General features: G+C 42.5%; 16 protein-coding genes. 9 read left to right on the top strand and 7 right to left on the bottom strand.

Annotation, left to right across the window (positions count from 1 at the left end; all coding sequences use genetic code 11):
* Position 1: 1 nt before the first annotated feature.
* The 4 genes from JMY06_RS02200 (at position 2) to JMY06_RS02185 (ending at position 3,382) form a co-directional block, all read left to right on the top strand.
* Positions 2-1,222, top strand: coding sequence for a cytochrome b (locus JMY06_RS02200; RefSeq protein WP_413786286.1), 1,221 nt, complete (start codon positions 2-4; stop codon positions 1,220-1,222).
* Positions 1,222-1,932, top strand: a complete 711-nt coding sequence (locus tag JMY06_RS02195) for a cytochrome c1 (RefSeq protein ID WP_201615797.1) — start codon at positions 1,222-1,224, stop codon at positions 1,930-1,932. The genes JMY06_RS02200 and JMY06_RS02195 overlap by 1 nt, the downstream gene beginning before the upstream one ends.
* Positions 1,933-2,196: 264 nt before the next feature.
* Positions 2,197-2,811: a glutathione S-transferase N-terminal domain-containing protein gene (locus tag JMY06_RS02190; RefSeq protein WP_201529532.1), complete on the top strand. Its 615-nt coding sequence runs from the start codon at positions 2,197-2,199 to the stop codon at positions 2,809-2,811.
* A 133-nt stretch (positions 2,812-2,944) separates the two neighbouring features.
* A complete protein-coding gene (locus JMY06_RS02185; protein ID WP_201615796.1) occupies positions 2,945-3,382 on the top strand; it encodes a ClpXP protease specificity-enhancing factor in 438 nt (145 codons plus the stop codon).
* A gap of 161 nt (positions 3,383-3,543) precedes the next feature.
* On the opposite strand, the gene dcd is transcribed toward JMY06_RS02185, so the two are convergent.
* The 7 genes from dcd to JMY06_RS02150 all read right to left on the bottom strand — a co-directional run bounded on the left by dcd (position 3,544) and on the right by JMY06_RS02150 (position 11,772).
* The gene (gene dcd / locus JMY06_RS02180) at positions 3,544-4,119 is read right to left on the bottom strand and encodes a dCTP deaminase (protein ID WP_201529536.1); all 576 of its coding nucleotides are present in this window, start codon (positions 4,117-4,119) and stop codon (positions 3,544-3,546) included.
* Between the two features lie 107 nt (positions 4,120-4,226).
* Positions 4,227-5,483, bottom strand: a complete 1,257-nt coding sequence (gene apbC, locus JMY06_RS02175; protein ID WP_201615794.1) for an iron-sulfur cluster carrier protein ApbC — start codon at positions 5,481-5,483, stop codon at positions 4,227-4,229.
* A gap of 346 nt (positions 5,484-5,829) precedes the next feature.
* Positions 5,830-7,170, bottom strand: coding sequence for a magnesium transporter (gene mgtE / locus JMY06_RS02170; RefSeq protein ID WP_201615907.1), 1,341 nt, complete (start codon positions 7,168-7,170; stop codon positions 5,830-5,832).
* Between the two features lie 438 nt (positions 7,171-7,608).
* Positions 7,609-8,409 (bottom strand): 3-hydroxybutyrate dehydrogenase, encoded by an 801-nt coding sequence (locus JMY06_RS02165; protein ID WP_201615792.1) that lies wholly within the window; start codon positions 8,407-8,409, stop codon positions 7,609-7,611.
* Between the two features lie 969 nt (positions 8,410-9,378).
* On the bottom strand, positions 9,379-10,179 hold the full coding sequence (locus JMY06_RS02160; protein ID WP_201615790.1) for a 3-hydroxybutyrate dehydrogenase: 801 nt from the start codon (positions 10,177-10,179) through the stop codon (positions 9,379-9,381).
* A gap of 107 nt (positions 10,180-10,286) precedes the next feature.
* The gene (locus JMY06_RS02155; RefSeq protein WP_201615788.1) at positions 10,287-10,916 is read right to left on the bottom strand and encodes a CoA transferase subunit B; all 630 of its coding nucleotides are present in this window, start codon (positions 10,914-10,916) and stop codon (positions 10,287-10,289) included.
* A gap of 142 nt (positions 10,917-11,058) precedes the next feature.
* Positions 11,059-11,772, bottom strand: coding sequence for a CoA transferase subunit A (locus JMY06_RS02150; RefSeq protein WP_201615786.1), 714 nt, complete (start codon positions 11,770-11,772; stop codon positions 11,059-11,061).
* Between the two features lie 383 nt (positions 11,773-12,155).
* On the opposite strand from JMY06_RS02150, the gene JMY06_RS02145 reads away from it, so the two are divergent.
* From JMY06_RS02145 to JMY06_RS02125, 5 genes are all read left to right on the top strand, one after another.
* On the top strand, positions 12,156-13,628 hold the full coding sequence (locus JMY06_RS02145) for a GntP family permease (protein WP_201615784.1): 1,473 nt from the start codon (positions 12,156-12,158) through the stop codon (positions 13,626-13,628).
* Positions 13,629-13,957: 329 nt separating this feature from the next.
* Entirely contained in the window at positions 13,958-16,075 is a 2,118-nt protein-coding gene (gene metG, locus JMY06_RS02140; protein WP_201615782.1) for a methionine--tRNA ligase, read from the top strand.
* 478 nt (positions 16,076-16,553) lie between these two features.
* Positions 16,554-17,603 (top strand): ABC transporter substrate-binding protein, encoded by a 1,050-nt coding sequence (locus JMY06_RS02135; RefSeq protein ID WP_201527924.1) that lies wholly within the window; start codon positions 16,554-16,556, stop codon positions 17,601-17,603.
* Between the two features lie 76 nt (positions 17,604-17,679).
* Positions 17,680-18,714 carry an ABC transporter substrate-binding protein gene (locus tag JMY06_RS02130; RefSeq protein ID WP_201615769.1) on the top strand — a complete coding sequence of 345 codons (1,035 nt, stop codon included), beginning with the start codon at positions 17,680-17,682 and terminating at the stop codon, positions 18,712-18,714.
* A gap of 492 nt (positions 18,715-19,206) precedes the next feature.
* Positions 19,207-20,106, top strand: a complete 900-nt coding sequence (locus JMY06_RS02125; protein WP_201615767.1) for an ABC transporter permease — start codon at positions 19,207-19,209, stop codon at positions 20,104-20,106.
* The last annotated feature ends 85 nt before the right edge of the window (positions 20,107-20,191 follow it).

Below are 20,191 nucleotides of genomic sequence, written 5' to 3'. Positions count from 1 at the left end.
TATGGGTAAAAAAATCATGCATTGGGTGGACGCGCGCTTTCCGGCGACCGAAACCTATGAATACCACATGTCTAAGTACTATGCACCAAAAAACTTTAACTTTTGGTACTTCTTTGGTGTGTTATCAATGGTGGTATTGGTTAACCAATTGGTTACTGGTATCTGGCTTACGATGATGTATAACCCAAGTGCCGAAGGGGCATTTGCGTCTGTTGAATACATCATGCGTGACGTCAAAGGCGGCTGGCTCATCCGCTATATGCACTCGACCGGCGCTTCAGCGTTCTTCGTAGTGGTATATCTGCACATGTTCAGAGCGTTACTATATGGTTCATACCAAAAACCGCGTGAGCTTATTTGGCTTATCGGTATGGGTATTTACTTAGCCTTAATGGCAGAAGGTTTCTTCGGTTATCTATTACCGTGGGGCAACATGTCATTCTGGGGTGCACAGGTTATTCTAAACCTTCCTGCTGCATTGCCTGTCATTGGTGATGGTCTTGCTGAATGGGTACGCGGTGATTACATCATCTCCGGTATTACTTTGAACCGTTTCTTTGCGCTACACGTGGTTGCTATCCCGCTAGTATTAGTTGGTCTGGTATTCATGCATTTAGTGGCTCTGCATCATGTGGGTTCGAACAACCCTGATGGTATTGACATTAAAAAGCTAAAAGATAAAAACGGTGTACCATTAGACGGTATCGAGTTCCATCCATACTATACCGTGCACGACATGGTTGGTATTGTGGTGTTCTTTATTTGCTTCTTTGCAGTGGTATTCTTCTTCCCAGAAGGCGGCGGCTTCTTCCTTGAGCCACCTAACTTTGAGGCAGCGAACTCACTGAAAACACCAGCTCATATCGCACCAGTATGGTATTACACTCCTTTCTATGCCATCTTACGAGCGGTCCCAAATAAGCTTGGTGGTGTTGTCGCAATGGGAGCTGCAATTGCTGTGTTATTCTTAATTCCATGGCTTGATAGATCCCCTGTACGCTCTATGCGCTACAAAGGTATATTATCAAAGATTGCTTTAACTGTTTTTGCAATCAGTTTCGTAGCTTTAGGCTATTTAGGCGCGACGCCAACGTCAGATATAGCGACATTAGCGGCTCGAATCTTTACAGTCCTGTATTTCTTGTTTTTCTTATTGATGCCGATTTATACTGCTATTGAGAAGTGTAAACAGCCACCAGAACGCGTTACCGGAGGTCACTAATGAACACGCTAACAAAATACCTAACTGGTTTGGGCTTAGGCGCGGCATTGACCTTATCTGCTGGCACAGCAATGGCGGAAGGTAGTTGCGGTACGTTCACTAATGCCGAAGGTGTTATAGAGAATTTAGCCTGTAGCACAGCCCCTATCGATTTTACCAATAAGGGCTCGTTACAGAACGGTGCGAAGATGTTTATGAACTACTGCGCGGGTTGTCACTCAGCAAAGTACGTTCGTCATTCACGCATCGCAAAAGACTTAGAAATACCACCTGAGCTGCTCGAGAAGTACCTAATGGTAACGACGGATCAAATCGGTGACCATATCACTGCTGAGATTGATCCTGATATTCAAGCAGGATGGTTTGGCGCAGCGCCTCCAGACTTATCGCTTGAGACCAGATTGCGCGGTGATGACTGGGTTTATACGTATCTATTATCGTTTTATGAAGACCCAAGCCGTCCTTGGGGCGCTAATAACTTAGTGCTACAGAATGCGGCAATGCCTCATGTACTGCATAACTTGCAGGAAGACGTGAGTAAAGAAGAATTTGAGACCGAAGTTGGTGACTTAGTCAACTTTATGGCATGGATGGCTGAGCCTGTCCGTCATGACCGTCAAGTAATCGGTTTCTTCGTGATCTTATTCTTATTGGTCTTACTCATTCCAGTTTATCTACTGAATAAAGAATTCTGGAAGGATGTAAAATAAAAAGACGTTAAGTAAGTTTAGTTTATGTCATAAAAAAGGCACTGCTTCGGTAGTGCCTTTTTTATACTGTCTCATCGACAATTATTAGCATTTATTTATTATAATAGGTTAATATACTATAAAACCTACCATCCAAAACGGGCTTAAAATACTGCTAAGCATTGGGCTAACAGCTAAGGTTGAAGGTTAGTTTACGCTTACCGCCTTGATAAACAGGCTGACTTTGTTTACGATGGCAGCCTTAACTAATAATAATAGGCTTTCATGATTGATGCGAATGACATTCCAAGTAGTCAGCTGATTTTATACGCTGATGACGGCTACGACAGTCATGTGGTGCGCTTATTACTTGAAGAGAAAAAGCTGGCTTATTATTTATCTCGTCTGCATTCTGAGCGTCCTGAAGATTTGACTGAGCTGAACCCCTATCATACCTTGCCAGTTTTACAACAGCGTGAGATTGCGCTATATGAGATTAACGTTATCTTCGAATATTTAGAGGAACGCTATCATACGAATAAACTACTACCCGATACGCCGCAAGAGCGCGCACAGTTCAGACAGCTGGCATGGCGTATTCAGCGGGATTGGTTAGTTCTGGGTAAGCGCTTACTGATGCACCCTGATAGCTTCAATAAAGCCCAAGCTGCGCTTGCTAGAAAACAGCTGGCTGATTCTTTGATTACCTTATCACCACTATTTGCGCATAAGCCCTATTTTATGGCTGATGATTTTGGCTGGTGTGATGTGTTGCTGGCTCCGCTATTATGGCGTCTTGAGGAGATGGATATCATCTTACCGCCTGCTATCAGCCGTCCACTTCTTGATTACCAAACACGACTGTTTGAGCGCAAAAGCTTTCAAGCCAGCATACGCTAAGTAATTGTTGCTATCTCTAATAAGTTACTTCTAATAAGCCATATTCAACAAACTACTTTTAATAAACCTTAAACTGAATAATAATAAAACGACTAAATCATTATCCAATCATATTAATATAGGAAACCATCAGATGAGCGAAACGACTTCCATTACCCCCACCCGCCCTTATATGGTGCGAGCGCTTTATCAATGGATAGAAGATAACGCACTCACGCCCTACTTGATGGTTGATGCGACTGCCGATAACGTACAAATACCAACCGAGCACGTGCAAGATGGTCGTATTGTCCTTAATATTGCCAGTCGTGCTACCGGTGGCATGAGCATAGAAAATGACTTTATTCATTTTAGTGCGCGTTTTGGTGGCGTATCCCAAGAGATTTGGGTACCGATTACTGCGGTATTGGGAATTTATGCTAAAGAGAACTCACAAGGGATGTTCTTCGATCCGAATGAATATGATAATTATAAGCCTGATAGTGATGCGACAGCAACATCGAAACCAAGTGCTAAGACTGCGCCTAAGCCCAAACGTGATAATAAAGCGGGCTTAAAAGTTTTAAAGTAAGAGATGTTTAAAGTAACAGGTTTTTAAAGCAATAATACTCATTAGGCACAGAAATTAAGCATAAAAAAGCTGGGCGTATTCGATATGTCCAGCTTTTTTCGTCCATGTTGTAGAACAGCTTGATAATAAAGCGGTTAAAACTAAGTCTAACTAAAGCTTAACTAGGTTCTAGGTAACGTCACGCCGCGTTGACCTTGATACTTACCGCCACGGTCTTTATAGCTGGTCTCACAAACATCATCAGCATCACTTTGGAAAAATAGCATTTGTGCAACGCCTTCGCCAGCATAGATACGGGCTGGCAGATTGGTAGTATTACTAAACTCTAAAGTGACGTGCCCTTCCCACTCTGGCTCAAGTGGCGTGACGTTAACGATAATACCGCAACGTGCATAAGTCGATTTACCAAGGCAAATAGTCAGTACATCACGTGGAATGCGAAAGTATTCAACCGTACGCGCCAGCGCAAATGAGTTGGGCGGAATAATGCATTCATCACCAACAATATCGATAAAGCTCTTTTCATCGAAGTTCTTGGGATCGACAACCACCGAATGCACGTTAGTAAACACTTTAAATTCACGAGCACAGCGTACATCATAACCGTAGCTTGATGTGCCGTAGCTGACCAACCGCTCACCAGCATCATTAAAACGTACTTGACCCGCTTCAAACGGTTCAATCATGCCATGCTCTTCAGCCATTTTACGAATCCAGCGGTCAGATTTGATAGACATTATCATTCCTTAGCAAACATTAAATAGCAGTGATTATACGGAGTTTTAGGCTTAATTTATAGGGCAATGCTTATTGTAGCCTCATTGTTCATGAGCAAAAAATCTCTCTAAAAAATGCGCTTATCATTGACAGGTTTGGCAAATTTACTAATATTAGCCTCAATGTTTTTAGCAATGCTCAGATAGTACGGAGCAAACTCATCATTAGCCAAGACACTCGGCTCACCCTTATCAACCTGTTCACGGATACCACTAGCAAGAGGCAACTGACCTAATAGTGGCACGTGATACTGCTCAGCGATACGTTCACCGCCACCAACACCAAAGATAGCTTCGGTATGATTGCAGTTGCTACAAGTATGTAGCGCCATATTCTCTACTACACCGAGTACCGGAATGTTGGTTTTATTAAACATCTCAATACCTTTTTGGGCATCGAGTAGCGCAATATGCTGCGGAGTGGTAACGATAACTGCGCCAGTGACTGGAATACGCTGCGCTAGCGTCAGCTGAATATCACCAGTACCAGGCGGCATATCAATGACTAAATAGTCCAGCTGCGGCCAGTTAGTTTGGTTATACAATTGCATTAATGCGCCAGTCGCTTTGGGCCCGCGCCATGCTACAGGGGTATTATCTCCATCGAGCAGGCTGCCAATAGATAACATCGCCATACCGTGCGCATCGATGGGAACGAATTGCTCATTTTCTAACTCAGGCTTCACCGCAGCAACGCCTAACATAGTAGGTATACTAGGTCCATAAATATCAGCATCGAGAACACCAACGCGATTGCCAAGCTTTTGTAATGCCAAGGCAATATTGACAGTGGTGGTCGATTTACCCACACCGCCTTTACCTGAGGCTACAACAATAATATGACGAATATGAGGATGCGAAGATAATGACGCTTGGGTTGGTGCAGCTTTAGTAATGGGCACTTCTGCGTCTGTTTTGGATTGAGCTGGAGCATGATCCGCACTAGGAGCATTAGGTGTGTTACTTTTATTACCCATGGCATCGGTAGTTTTTGGCATGGTCTTAGCCGCCTGTTTAGGTAGGCTTGAGCCGCCGCCCTTAGCTGGCGCTGGCAGACGCACATTCATATGAATGGCCTTGATACCATGCGGATGCAGCAGTTGCCCAAGCTCTTGTTGAATGGTCTCAGGATCACTGTCTTGCGGTAGGCGCAAGTCTAGAGTAAGCTGGTCACCGTCGCGATCCAGACTAGTTACCATTTGGGCAATACTCGTGCCATTAACCTGGTAGCCGAGCAGTACCTTATCAACGGCGCTATCACGTGCTGCTTGTTGCTGCGGAGTTTCAGATTTTGAGGATGTTCTTTTTTTTATAAAGTTAAACATGACTGTCTCTACTGTCTAAATGAATGAGGCTGATATTGGTATAGATATAAATGGTTCAAGATGATTAAGGTGTGACTTGATGCTTAATTTAACGAGGATAAATAAACATCTAAACCTTTCATACCAGTGTAGCCGAATTAAGCTTATAAAAAAACCACAACGCCAGTAGATCTGACCATCAGGATATTTATCCAGCTCGGTCTCTTCGAACAGCTCGTTACTGGCAGTAATTACTAAAATCTAATCACAGAAGTACAACCACTGTAATTCAATCAATAAAAATACTGCCACATCCAAACACTGATTGCCATTATCGAATTGGTTATTTTCAAATTGCTACTCATTATCATATGGCTAAAAATTTTGAGGCAATAAATAGATAAATAAGCACGCCCGAGGCATCACATACTGACGTTATCAAAGGCGCACTGGCAGTCGCAGGGTCGAAGCCTATCTTATTAAGTACAAAAGGTAGACTCATACCAATCACACAACCAATCATTACCACGGACATCATACTAAGCGCCAACACCAAAGACACCACTTCATCACCACGGATATAACCGATGATGGAAATGGCAACTGCCATGGTACCACCCAGCAACAGTGCAACCAGCGCTTCTCGGCCCAGTAGCGAGAACCAATCACGCATCACCACATCACCGGTCGCCAGAGCACGTACCATCAAGGTGGCGGACTGAGAGCCAGCGTTACCGCCACTATCGACCAGCAGCGGCAAGAAAAATACCAATACTAGGTTGGCGGCAATCACATCTTCAAAGTGGGAAATACCCAACCCAGAAAACAGGTTGCCAAATACTAAAAACACCAGCCAGAACACACGCTTGCGATACAGAACCCCAATACTGACATCTTTTAATCTGCCTACCATGGTAGATACACCACCCGACTTATGAAAGTCGTCGGTGGCTTCATCGCTGGCAACATCCATCGCATCATCGTGGGTGACTATACCTACTAAGGCGCCACTGTCATCGATAATTGGTAGGGAAATCAAGTCATAACGAGCCACGGTTTTAGCGACATCTTCTTGGTCCTCGTTCACGTTACAAGACACGACAGAACTGACCATGATGTCGCTAATTAACCGCTCCGGAGCCGCTAAAATTAAGCCTCGTAACGACACGACGCCTAATAACTTGCGTTGTTCATCAATCACGTAGGCGTGATAAATGGTTTCCGCATCAGGTGCCTCCCTTCTTAAAGAGGCCAGTGCTTCAGCGACATCCATCTGGGCGCCTAGGGTGGCATAATCCGTAGTCATCAAGGCCCCAGCAGTACCTTCATGATAAGAAGACAGTCGACGAATATCTTCGCGCATCGCCTGAGCTAGCACCGGTAATAGGGCGTCACGTTGACCTTGATTTAGATATTTATATAAGTCGGCTCTCTCATCAGCAGGCATTTCGCCCACTAATCTCGCCAGACTATCCTGAGGAAACTCCTCTGCCAAGGCAAGTTGAATATCGGCTTCTAGATAAGAAAATATCGTGGAACGATTCGGCAGACGTTCTAGCAACTGCCAAGCAAACGCCGGCTCGATTAGCGCTAACACGTCAGCAATATCGATGGGACGTAGTGCTTGAACCTGTTTGATCGCTTTATCAAACTGTTGTTGTTCGATGGCGTTGCTTAACGTCAACGCGAGGGCTTTATTGTGCATTATTTTTTACTCCGTGCGATCCCAAAACGATGCAGCAAGCGATAACAAAAAAGAGCCGGTATCACTGGCTCAAGCTAATAGAAAATGAGATGCTAATGGATTAATTTCTTATTAGCAAGCTAATCACTTTTAAATCAATAAAATAAACATCATACCCGTTTACTGAATATAAAACTGAATATAAAACCAAGCTCAATAAGATAGCACACTAAATTTAGGCAGCTTATAATGACTTAGCTTGTGACGGGTTTATAATTCAGAGTATCGGCACTTAGTGTCGATACTTGAGGACTTACGCGGCGAGTAGTGTATCCAAACGAAACGATGACTAAAAAAACCACAACGCCAGTAAGACTGACCCTGTGGTGATATAAGACTTACATTTATAGTTATGATTCTATATTTACTATTTAAAGCTTATAAATCAATGAACTTAAAAAACTATCTCATACACCAGCCATGACTGGCATTAATAGACTGACCGGTAAATACATTACTTGGGAATGCGGCTAGAAATAGTGCCGTTTGTGACACATCTTCAATAGTGGTGAATTCTTTATTTAAGGTGTTAGCCAGCAGAATATCATTGACTACCGACTCTTCGCTAATGCCTTTTTCGGCTGCTTGTAGTGGAATTTGTTCATTGACCATCGCCGTTCTTACAAAGCCGGGAGAAATCATATGCGAGCGCACATTATGCGGCGCACCTTCTTTAGCAACGGCACGGCACAACCCTAGAAGTCCGTGCTTAGCGGTAATATAAGGTGCTTTAAATAGGGACGCATCATGGGCATGTATCGAACCAATATAGATAATCGTGCCCCCTTTATTGTCTTTATACATATATTCTACGGCCGCTTTGGTGGTCAAAAACCCACCATCTAAATGGATAGCCAGCAGATTTTTCCAGTTATCAAAGCTCATTTTATTAATAGGATTAATAAGCTGAATGCCAGCATTAGAGACGAGAATATCAATGCCGCCAAAAGTATCGACCAGCTGTTCAACGCCATTATTGACAGCATCTTCAGATCTGACATCCATATTAATCGCCAGCGCTTTGCCGCCAGCTTTGGTGATGATATCGACCGTTTCTTGTGCGCCTTCAAAATCGATATCAGCAATGCCAACGACAGCACCGGCTTTTGCATAAATTTCTGCGATATCACGTCCGATACCAGCAGCTGCGCCAGTGACTAAGGCTACCTTGCCTGTCAAGTCCTGTTGTATTTGAGTCGCCATAATTAATCCTTGTTATGGGTGGGTGGAATAATAGTGGCAAAACGCTACCGTTGTAGCACGCCATTAACTAAGCACGCGCTCACTATCCTGATAGCTCAGTGATAAGCTCGCGTAATTCCCTTACGCGATGTTTATAGCGTTCTGGCTCTACTACCGAGGGTTAACACACAATATTAAATAATCTTTATTGCGCGGTCTTGAATAAATAACAGCTATTTGAGTGCTGTTATTAGGAAGAGGAGATACTGAGTTGTAGAAATTTTCGTTATTGATGATTATTGACTGTGCTTTTTGAATATGCTTTGATGGGTATTACTGGTATGCGTTGAGAAGAACTGGCAAGCTATAAGGGTTCAGAAGGATTAATAAGTACTAGATAGTAAGACATTAATTGCTTTTAATATAAAAGTAGCGCCTAAAAAACAGTGTCAGTCAGTGTACCGCTCGAATGATCAAACACGCACTAAATGCTATAGAGATAAAGCATTGAATATTTTTTATTGGCTACTGTTTTTAGTATTTTATCGCTATTGATAATCAATATCGGATAATTGCTAACGCTAAAAGATGCGTTTGCTAAGTTTATATGGATAATGCTGCTAGCAGCTATGTGTGATAGATTACGATATTACATAGAATTGTCGTTAGACAATTATACGCTGAGTTGATACTGGAATCATGATGCAGCTTCATGGTGTTGCTGTAACCAGCTAAAGGCAAAGTAACGGCAATGGGTTGTTAACTATAATTGAGTACTAGTTATAAAGTGGTAGACACTGAATGTCAACTATAAATTTGGACTAAAGATTGAAATATGGCTTGATTCATTATAAACATAAATAATCAGCTGATTTTATTACTATGGTATTAATAGTGAATTAACTTGATGACCCTCTCTTAGCGACCTTATAGAGCTATTAAGCCTTTTATTCAGAGCGATATAATGATAAATCTATTTATCTAAAATGATTAGTTCATAAACCAACCATGACTGGCAACGATAGATTGGCCAGTAAATACATTGGTTGGAAAAGCCGCCAAAAATAGTGCTAATTGGGCAATGTCAGCAACCGTAGTGAACTCTTTATCCACCGTATTAGCCAGCATAATGTCGTTGACTACTGATTCTTCACTAATTCCTTTTTCAGCGGCTTGCTGTGGAATTTGCTTTTCGACCAGTGGTGTTTTGACAAATCCAGGACAGATAACATGTGAACGTACGTTATGCTCACCGCCTTCTTTTGCTAATACACGGCATAAACCTAGCAAGCCGTGCTTGGCAGTGACATAAGGAGCTTTATACATCGACGCTTCGTGAGAATGTACTGAGCCCATATATATGACAGTACCGCCCTTATTATCTTTATACATATGCTTTACAGCAGCTTTAGTGGTCAAAAATGCGCCATCTAAATGAATATTTAGCATTTTTTTCCAGTCGGAAAATGTCATTTTATCAATAGGGTCAATAATTTGGATACCCGCATTAGAAACCAAGATGTCAATGCCGCCAAAAGTATCAATTAGATTTTGCACGCCATCATTAACAGCATCTTCAGAGGTGACATCCATCTCAATGGCCAGCGCGCGTCCACCAGCAGATTCAATAGCATCAACCGTATTTTGCGCGGCATCGATATTGATATCAGCAATACCAACAGTAGCACCCGCTCGGGCATAGGTCTTGGCGATATCGCGTCCAATACCACTAGCAGCACCAGTGACTAAGGCTACTTTACCACTCAAATCATGTTCTAATTGAGTCATCATGAATAATCCTTATCAATTTTATGAAGATTAATATAAGCCGTTTATAATTAATCAGTAGGCTGCAAAGGTGATAAATTTATTATTGAATACCTGTTATTGGACGATAGCTACTGAATAATGGTGACTGGTGTCTTTTCTTGCAGCTCATCGAAACTAACACCCTCTGCCAGCTCAACCAATTTTAAGCCCTTGTCAGTGACGTCGAGTACCGCAAGCTCAGTGATAATACGATCGACCACTCCTTTACCTGTCAGTGGCAGCTCACAATGGGCAAGGATTTTCGGATCGCCGTGTTTATTGACCTGCTCCATTATTATAATTACTCGCTGAACGCCTGCGACCAAATCCATCGCTCCACCCATGCCTTTGACCATTTTCTTAGGAATCATCCAGTTGGCCAGATCCCCTTGTTCTGAGACTTCCATTGCGCCCAATATTGCAAGGTTCACATGACCGCCACGAATCATCGCGAACGACTCTGAGCTACTAAAATAACTAGCACCTGGGGCCGAGGTTACGGTCTGCTTACCCGCATTAATCAAATCAGCATCAACATTCTCTAGTGTTGGAAACTCGCCAATACCCAATAAACCATTTTCTGACTGTAGCCAAACATCCATGCCTTCGGGAATATAGTTAGCGACTAAGGTTGGCAGGCCAATACCAAGATTTACGTAATAGCCATCTTGTAATTCTTGCGCTGCACGCTGCGCCATCTGCTCTCTTGTCCATGCCATGGTATCTTCCTTATTTTTACGATATTCTATTGTTATAAATATGCTACGTATTTTTGATAATAAAATTTGATAAAGATTAATAATAAACAGCCGAAAAAAGCAGTTAACTGATATATAGTTCAGCTACTTATATACTGTTTACTTAAATATTTTCTATCGCTTTAGTCGTGGTCTTTTCAATGCGCTTTTCAGGGCTGCTATTTAATATAATACGCTGCACAAAGATACCTGGTAGATGAATCTCATCTGGATCAAGCGCGCCAATCTCTACGATTTCTTCTACTTCAGCAATGGTAATTTTGCCTGCCATTGCACAATCTGGATTGAAGTTGCGCGCGGTTTTATTAAATATTAAGTTACCCGCTTTATCCGCTTTTTGTGCTTTGACTAAAGACACATCAGCGCGTAGTGAATGCTCAAGCACATAAGTACGACCATCGAAATCGCGGGTCTCTTTACCTTCGGTAATTTGTGTGCCCACACCGGTCGCAGTATAAAACGCAGGGATGCCAGCGCCGCCAGCACGTAATTTTTCAGCAAGTGTCCCTTGGGGCGTTAGTTCAACCTCTAACTCGCCTGCCAAATATTGACGTTCAAACTCTTTATTTTCACCCACATAGGAAGAGATCATTTTCCTGATTTGTCGAGTCCGTAATAACAAGCCTAGACCAAATTCATCGATACCAGCATTATTACTGATACAGGTTAAATCTTTGACGCCAGTGTCGCGAAGGGCTTCGATTAAGGCTTCAGGTATCCCGCACAGCCCAAAACCACCGATTGCTAAGGTCTGTCCATCAATAACAACCCCTTTTAGAGCATCATCGGTACTGCTATATACTTTTGATTGACTCATGCTAATCTCCTTGCAAGTCTAATATCCTTTATTCAAAGCGTATTGTTAGAAAGTTATTACTACTTTTCTAATATGATGGCCTGTCCATATTAACTACCATACGAATTATAATGTTAAAAAGAATACGCTTTATATCGATATGTCAGATGTGAAATATCTATGCTAACTTAGCATATTATTCTCGTAGCGACTAGTAAATAACATTAAGACAGTGCGAGTAGAGACTAGCGATGCAGGTAAGGATATTATAGAACCTGATACCTTTGGTACAGATGTTCACTTAATATAGAATATTTAGCGATTATTTGTCGATTAATTTTTTATTGACCTGTCCCAGCTAGCACTACATACTTGCTACTTAATATATGCCAAGGAGAGGCGTCATGTTTAGCACACTTGCTATTGTTATCACTTTATTATTATTGATGTTCTTTGCCTATCGCGGATATTCTGTGCTTATTTTGGCACCGATTATGGCGATTTTGGCCGTGCTGTTATCGGGTGATTTTTTAAGCAGTATTCCCGCTTACACCGATGTATTTATGTCCGCACTAAGTGGATTTTTACTCAAATTTTTCCCCATTTTTCTATTAGGAGCCCTGTTTGGAAGATTGATGGCAGACTCGGGAGCGGCAACAGCAATTGCCAATACGGTGGTCAAGAAGCTTGGTGCAAGCAAGGCCATTCTCGCGGTTATTTTAGTATGTGCCATTTTAACTTACGGCGGTGTATCTTTGTTTGTCGTCGCTTTCGCTATTTATCCCATTGCCAAAGACTTGTTTAAAGCTGCTGATATTCCTAAGCGATTGATACCGGCAGCGATTGCGCTCGGCTCTTTTACTTTTACCATGACTGCGTTACCAGGCACGCCAGCGATTCAAAACGCCATTCCAATTCCTTACTATAATACTAATGTGTTTGCCGCGCCTATTCTGGGTATTATCGGCGGTACGATCATGTTTGTCTTTGGTTGGTTATGGCTACAGTCGCGCGCAAGAAAAGCCAATGCTGCGGGAGAAGGCTATGGTCAACATGATGATGAAGACGAAGGACAAAGTCTGGGCTCTCAAAAAAGTATTTCTCAAAAAAACAGCTCTCAAAGCAACATTGCCAAAAGTAATTTGGCAACTGAGGCGGAAGCACGCGATACCCATCAGACGTCGTTTACAATTGCGATGATTCCATTGATATTAGTCATTGGCTTAAACGCTTTGCTAACCTATGTTATTTTCCCATCAATGGATTTTAGGAGTCTACAAACTCAGTTTCCTGACTTAAATATCGCCGGCTCACTTGGTTTATGGTCGATAATTATTTCACTAGTCATTGCTTGTGTGGTGCTAATTTTATTGCGTATCGGTCACTGGGCTAATTTACAAAAAACCATTAACCGGGGTACTTATGACTCAATGTTGCCAATCTTTAACACGGCATCAGAAGTTGGTTATGGGGCGGTTATTGCCTCACTTGCCGGCTTTATCATCATCCGTGACAGCATCTTGAATCTAAGTCCTGATAACCCCCTTATTTCAGAAGCTGTGGCGATGACAACACTGGCCGGGATTACGGGCTCATCGTCAGGTGGTTTGAGTATTGCGTTGTCAACGTTAGGTGAAGATTACCTGCGAATGGCGGTTGACGCTGGTATTGATCCAGAACTGATGCACCGTGTCGCAGTTATGGCAGCGGGTGGTCTAGATACCTTACCGCACAGTGGTGCCGTTATTACCTTACTGGCGATTTGTGGCTTGACTCATAAGCAGTCTTATCTGAATCTGGCAATGGTAACTATAGCCATTCCTCTGATTGCCGCAGCGGCGGTCATCACCTTAGGCACGTTATTTGGTTCATTCTAATATTTAAACTTAAAAGATTTTCAATAAACATGTTCATTATAAAATTAAGATACCTTAAGCTTAGTAAAAACTGGATAATCGAATAAATAATAACGCATTAATTTTGCTATCCAGATAGACTTTTATAGATAGAGAATTATTAGTAGAGCGCTACTCATTGATAGTTACTAACCAATGTCACAAATTTAGCCAATTTACGGTATTATAGGCACAATTTTATATTTTATATTTTATAACGTTACGTCTATAGTCTGACAGTCAGCAGCTACAAACATCAGCGGACGCAACGTTCGATAACTAACCCGTTTATATTATATATAGGTGATTTTGTGCGTGAGATTTTAGTAACCAGTGCCCTGCCCTACGCCAATGGCTACATCCATTTGGGACATCTTGTAGAATATATCCAAACTGACATTTGGGTTCGCGCCATGAAAGCGCAAGGTCATCAGGTCACGTATGTTTGTGCTGATGATGCCCACGGCACCGCTATCATGCTCAAAGCTGAAGCTAACGGCATTACCCCAGAAGAACAGATTGCGACCGTTAAAGCCTCTCATGAGGCCGACTTTGCCAAGTTTTTGATTGATTTTGACAATTACTATACAACCCATTCAGAAGAAAACCAACATTTCTCTGAGCTAATTTATCGTCGCTTGAATAGCGCCGGACACATCTCAACCCGCGACGTCAAACAACTATTCGACCCCGAAAAGCAGCTGTTTTTAGCGGATCGCTTTGTCAAAGGCACGTGCCCTGAGTGCGATGCTGCTGATCAATATGGTGATAACTGTGAAGTCTGCGGTACTACCTATAACGCCACTGAATTAAAAAATCCGCAGTCGACGCTATCGGACTCAACGCCCGTGCTCAAAACTTCCAAACATTACTTCTTTGATTTGCCCGAGTTTGAGCAGTTTTTAAAAGATTGGACCCACAGTGACAATCGCTTGCAACCAGCGATCGTTAATAAGCTACAAGAATGGTTCGACTCAGGTCTTGCCAGCTGGGATATCTCGCGTGATGCGCCTTATTTTGGCTTTCAGATACCTGATACCCCCAGTAATGAGCCGGACAAATACTTTTATGTTTGGCTGGACGCGCCTGTCGGTTATATGGCTAGCTTTAAGAATTTATGCGAGCAGCGTAAAGGCACAGATAACGCCCTCGACTTTGATCGTTATTGGGCACAAGAAAACGAAAATAAAACCGAGGTCTATCACTTTATCGGTAAAGATATTGTTTATTTCCACGCGCTATTTTGGCCGGCCATGCTTGCTGGCAGTGAGTTCCGTACCCCAACTGGCGTCTTTGCACATGGCTTCTTAATGGTCAATGGCGAAAAGATGAGTAAGTCACGCGGTACGTTTATTAAAGCTGAAACTTACGCTGAGTATTTGCAGCCTGAATATCTGCGCTATTATTTTGCCAGTAAGCTGTCTGACAAGGTCGAAGATATCAACCTTGATTTAGAAGACTTTATGCAAAAGGTCAATTCTGACTTAATCGGTAAAGTGGTTAATATTGCCAGTCGTAGTGCGGGGTTCTTGGTCAAAAAATATGACGGTATGCTGTCGGAAGTCTGTGCAGAGCCGCGACTATTAGAAGACATTACCAAAACGGGTGATGAGATTGCTGCGGCTTATGAGAACCGTGAGTTTTCACGTGCCATGCGTCTGATCATGCAGTGTGCGGACAAGGCCAATGAGTATATCGATGCCAAAAAACCTTGGTCACTTGCCAAACTTGAAGGGACCGAACAAGAAGTCCAAGACGTCTGCTCAGTCGCCATTAATATCTTCCGTCAATTGATGGTTTATCTCGCGCCAGTATTGCCTGAGATGACTGACAATGCCAAAGAATTCCTAAACATTGATGACTTAAGCTTTGCCAGCCGTAACCAATGGCTCCTTGGTCATCAAATTAAAAAGTTTAAGCCCTTAATGCAGCGTATCGAAGAAAAAGATGTGGCAGCAATGGTTGAGGCATCAAAAGCATCATTAGTTACAACGGAAGCGCCAATCACTACTGCGGACGCGCCCTCGATGAAAGATGCAAAACCTGCTGCCAAAAATGCGCAAGGCAAGAAAAGCACGGCAGAGTCAGCTGAGCAAACCGACTATATCAGCATTGACGATTTCAGTAAGGTTGAGATGAAAGTCGCCCATGTTATCGCCTGTAATTATGTGGAAGGTGCGGATAAGCTGCTGCAATTTACTCTAGATGTTGGTGAAGATAAGCCGCGCAATGTGTTTAGCGGTATCCGTAAATTTTATGAGCCTGAGCAATTGGTTGATAAAAAGGTGATTTGCGTGACCAACCTTGCACCGCGTAAGATGAAATTTGGCATATCAGAAGGTATGGTATTGTCCTCAGGCGATCCCAAAACGGCACTGGTGGTTATTACTTTACCTGATGCTGCTATCGTTGGTGATGTACTTGGCTAACTTTAGCACTAATTATTAATACTGAGTATTAGCACTGAGCTGAACGCTTAGTATTTACTTTGCATTGATAACTAATCGTTCATAAACAGTAATAAAGAAGATGTCCTTAGTGGCATCTTTTTTATGTCACTAAATAAAAGTGTGTCAACATAAGCTTATGACTTTCAAAATCAGTAAATTATGTAGTCCTAAATTCTGTGATAAATCACTATAAATACTAGTCGTTAGCCTTATTTTAAGTGGCTTTCAGATAAACAGTTCAGATAAAAACGTCCAACTTATGGCTTAATATTGCTGATGACGAACTCGCCTTAATTTTTTATTGCGATAAGCTGCATTGCTGTCATAATATAACCATCATGATCGATAGATTAAAGAATTAAAGCATTGATAAATTAATGAATCGATCACTTTAGTGTTCGCCTCTTCGCATTGACTTGGCCAATCTGTATTTCCCAACCTATGAGTTAAACTAACAATGACCATTGCCTCTACGCTACGCTTAAGCCTGTGCGGAGCCGCTATTAGTGCCATCAGTATGCTTGGCCTAATGGGCTGCTCGAACTCTTCTACTGAAACTACGCCAACAGCGGACAACGCTGCAACCGCAGGTAAACCAGCTAAAACGCTGGCTATCACGCAGATTGTCGAGCATCCATCATTAGACGATATGCGCCGCGGTATCATCGATGAGCTAGCAGACAATGGTTATATCGAAGGTCAAAACCTAACCGTCAACTTCCAAAGTGCCCAAGGGAATACCGCCACTGCCGGACAGATTGCCAAGCAGTTTGTAGGCGATAGTCCAGATGCGATTGTGGCAATCTCTACTCCCTCTGCGCAGTCTATCGTTTCGGCAACCTCCAGCATTCCCATTGTCTACACTGCGGTATCAGACCCAATGGGCGCTAAACTACTCACCGCAGATGGCAAGCCGTTTCAGGATAATCTAACGGGTTTATCCAGCCAATTACCATTAAACCCACAGCTAGACTTATTGCAGCAGATTAAACCTAATCTTAAGACTATCGGTTATGTCTATAGCCCAGGTGAGGCCAACTCAGTATCGCTACGTGATGAGCTAAAAAAAGCATTGCCGGCACGCAATTTATCATTGTTAGATATTCCAGCCAATCGGCCTACGGATATCGGCATGGCAACACGCAGTTTGCAGGGCCGTGCGGATATTATTTATACCTCATTTGACAATAACGTGGCCTCTGCTTTTGAAGCGATGACTCTAGCCGCTAATGAGATACGGATTCCAATTATTGCATCTGATGAATTTAGTGTACAGCGTGGCGCGACAGCAGCGCTTGGGGTCAATGACTATGACTTTGGACGCGTTACTGGCAAGATGGTTTATCGAATATTAAATGGTGAAGCTGTCAGTACTATTAAACCTGAAGTTATGAATGAGCTGACCTTATATGTTAGTCCCAAACATGCTAAAGCGCAGGGGGTTAGCTTGCCAGCTGCTATGCTCAAAAACGCCATTAACGTCGATACTAAATCTGCTAGTAAATAGCTATTATCAACATACCAGCTTCTCTCTTTTTTATATATATTGTACGGACACATAGTTACCTTTAGGAGTATGACCCATGTTGTATCAGAAACGTTTTAGCGGTTTTAGCAAAGCTTTATTATGGGGCGGTGTCTGTACCGCTATTTTGACCGGTTGCAGTCAATCAGCACAAGATACGACCGCTGCTGATGGCGCTACTAACGGTGATGCCGCAACAGCAATGAAGCATGTTGCCATCACTGCTATCGTTGAACATCCAGCACTTGATGAAGTACGTAAAGGTGTTATCGATGAGCTAAACGAAGCCGGTTTTAAAGATGGTGAAAACCTAAAGGTCAACTTCCAAAGCGCCCAAAGCAATACAGCGACCGCGGGTCAGATTGCTAAGCAATTCGTTGCTGATAATTCAGATGTTATCGTCGCTATTGGTACGCCATCAGCGCAGTCAGTAGCAGCGGCAACCAGCAGTATTCCATTGGTATTCTCCGCGGTCACTGATCCGGTTGAAGCAAAGCTAGTCCCAAAGCTTGATGGGTCGGGTACTAACGTTACTGGGGGTTCTGATGCACTGCCCTATGAGCCGCAAATTGAATTAATGCGCCAGATTATCCCAAGCTTAAAAAATGTCGGTTATGTTTATAGCCCAGGTGAAATCAACTCAACGATTATTCTTAGAAACTTAAAAGCGAAGCTGACGCCACTTGGTATCACCGTACACGAAGCACCCGCTGCACGTAGTAATGATATTGCCATGGCAGCACGTAGCCTAGTCGGTAAGGTTGATATGATCTATACCTCGACTGATAATAATGTGGTCTCAGCTTATGAGTCGCTGTTTCAAGTTGCTAAAGAAAGTAAAATCCCATTGATTGCCTCTGATACCAGCTCAGTTGCACGCGGTGCTGTTGCGGCCTTGGGTGTTAACTATTACAAGCTTGGCCGCGAAACCGGTAAAATAGTAGTACGTATTTTAAATGGCGAAAAAGCAGGTGATATTCCAGTCTATACGCCACAAGCGCTTGATTTATACGTCAGTCCAAAAAATGCTACAGCGGAAGGCATCACCTTGCCACAAGCGGTTATCGATAAGGCAAAAGAAGTGGTAGAATAGCGCTGGATTTTTGTGAGCGCTAATAAGACAGACGTCTAATATAGTTAAAATTACTTGCTTACACAGCAATAAATAGTCTTCTGTCTTTAAATCTATAAAGCTACTTTGTTAATATATAAACCCAGCGATGAATTAATCAGCTGGGCTTATTTTTAAAGTGCTTAAAATATCAGAGCGCTTAGATAAGTTTAAAAGCTTAAGTAAGTTTAAAAGCTTAAGTAAGTTTAAATAGTTTTGAGAGTTTAAAGACTTGCACCATCTTATATACAGTTTTTGAAATCAAGTTTTATGCCTAATTTTTAAACCAAGGTAGTTTATGATAATCCCTCATTGTGACATGTTTTGGTTTACCCTAACTGCAGATTGCTTAATCTGTTAAATTCACCGCTCAGACGTTTAGTTGATATGCACTTATAAGTGTTGCTTGTAATTTACAAGCATTTATTCGTCGCAATAGAAGCTAAATGCTTGGTTATGACGTACTGATCCCTTATGTCTTTAATTGCTTTTTTTGGTGCGCTTGAAAGTGGTCTAATCTATGGTCTCGTAGCTCTTGGCGTACTTATCTCATTTCGTACTCTCGATTTCCCTGACTTAACCGCTGACGGTAGCTTTCCGTTAGGTGGCGCGGTCGCTGGTATCTCTATCGTTGCTGGTGTCAATCCTTGGTTAGCTTGCGTTTTTGGTATGCTGGCAGGCTCAGTTGCTGGTATTGTCACCGCATGGCTGCACGTCAAGCTTGGTATCTTACAGCTACTGGCCAGTATTCTAGTGATGGTAGCGCTATATTCAGTCAACCTACGCATTATGGGTGCACCCAACTTACCATTATTAGGCGAAACGACCGTCTTTAGCTCTCTGGTCACTGATGGCAATGGTTATTGGATGCGCTGCGTTATCATTGGCGTAGTAGTGATAGTGGCCAAGCTACTTTTAGATTTGTTCTATAATACTGAAACCGGCCTATCTATGCGTGCAACAGGTTCTAACTTGCGTATGGCACAGGCACAAGGAATCAATACCTCGTGGATGACCATAATAGGTATGGCGGTTTCTAACGGTCTGATTGCTTTAGCTGGTGCACTGTTTGTACAGACCCAAGGTGGCGCGGATATCTCTATCGGTATCGGTACTATTGTTATTGGGCTAGCGGCAGTTATCATCGGTGAAACTATCATTCCTGCTAAGCGCATTTGGCTCATAACCTTTGCGGTTATCATCGGTGCAATATTGTATAAGCTCTTTATTCAAGTGGCACTATCAAGCGATATCTTGCGTAGTATTGGCTTTGGCCCGCAGGATTTGAACTTGATTACTGCATTGTTAGTAGTACTCGCTTTAGTATTGCCGAAAGCTAAGAATAGATTGTTAAGCCGTAAATTGCGCGTTTAATGTCAATTGCTAAGCGACAATTAGTAAATGCTAACTACTAGATGCCAATTACTGAAAGCTACATCTATAATAAATGACGTGGCGA

It is taken from the genome of Psychrobacter urativorans (genome assembly GCF_904846675.1).
Lineage (GTDB): Bacteria > Pseudomonadota > Gammaproteobacteria > Pseudomonadales > Moraxellaceae > Psychrobacter > Psychrobacter urativorans_B.
Note: the sequence above shows the minus strand (reverse complement) of the source record. Positions and strands in the feature narration are given on the sequence as shown.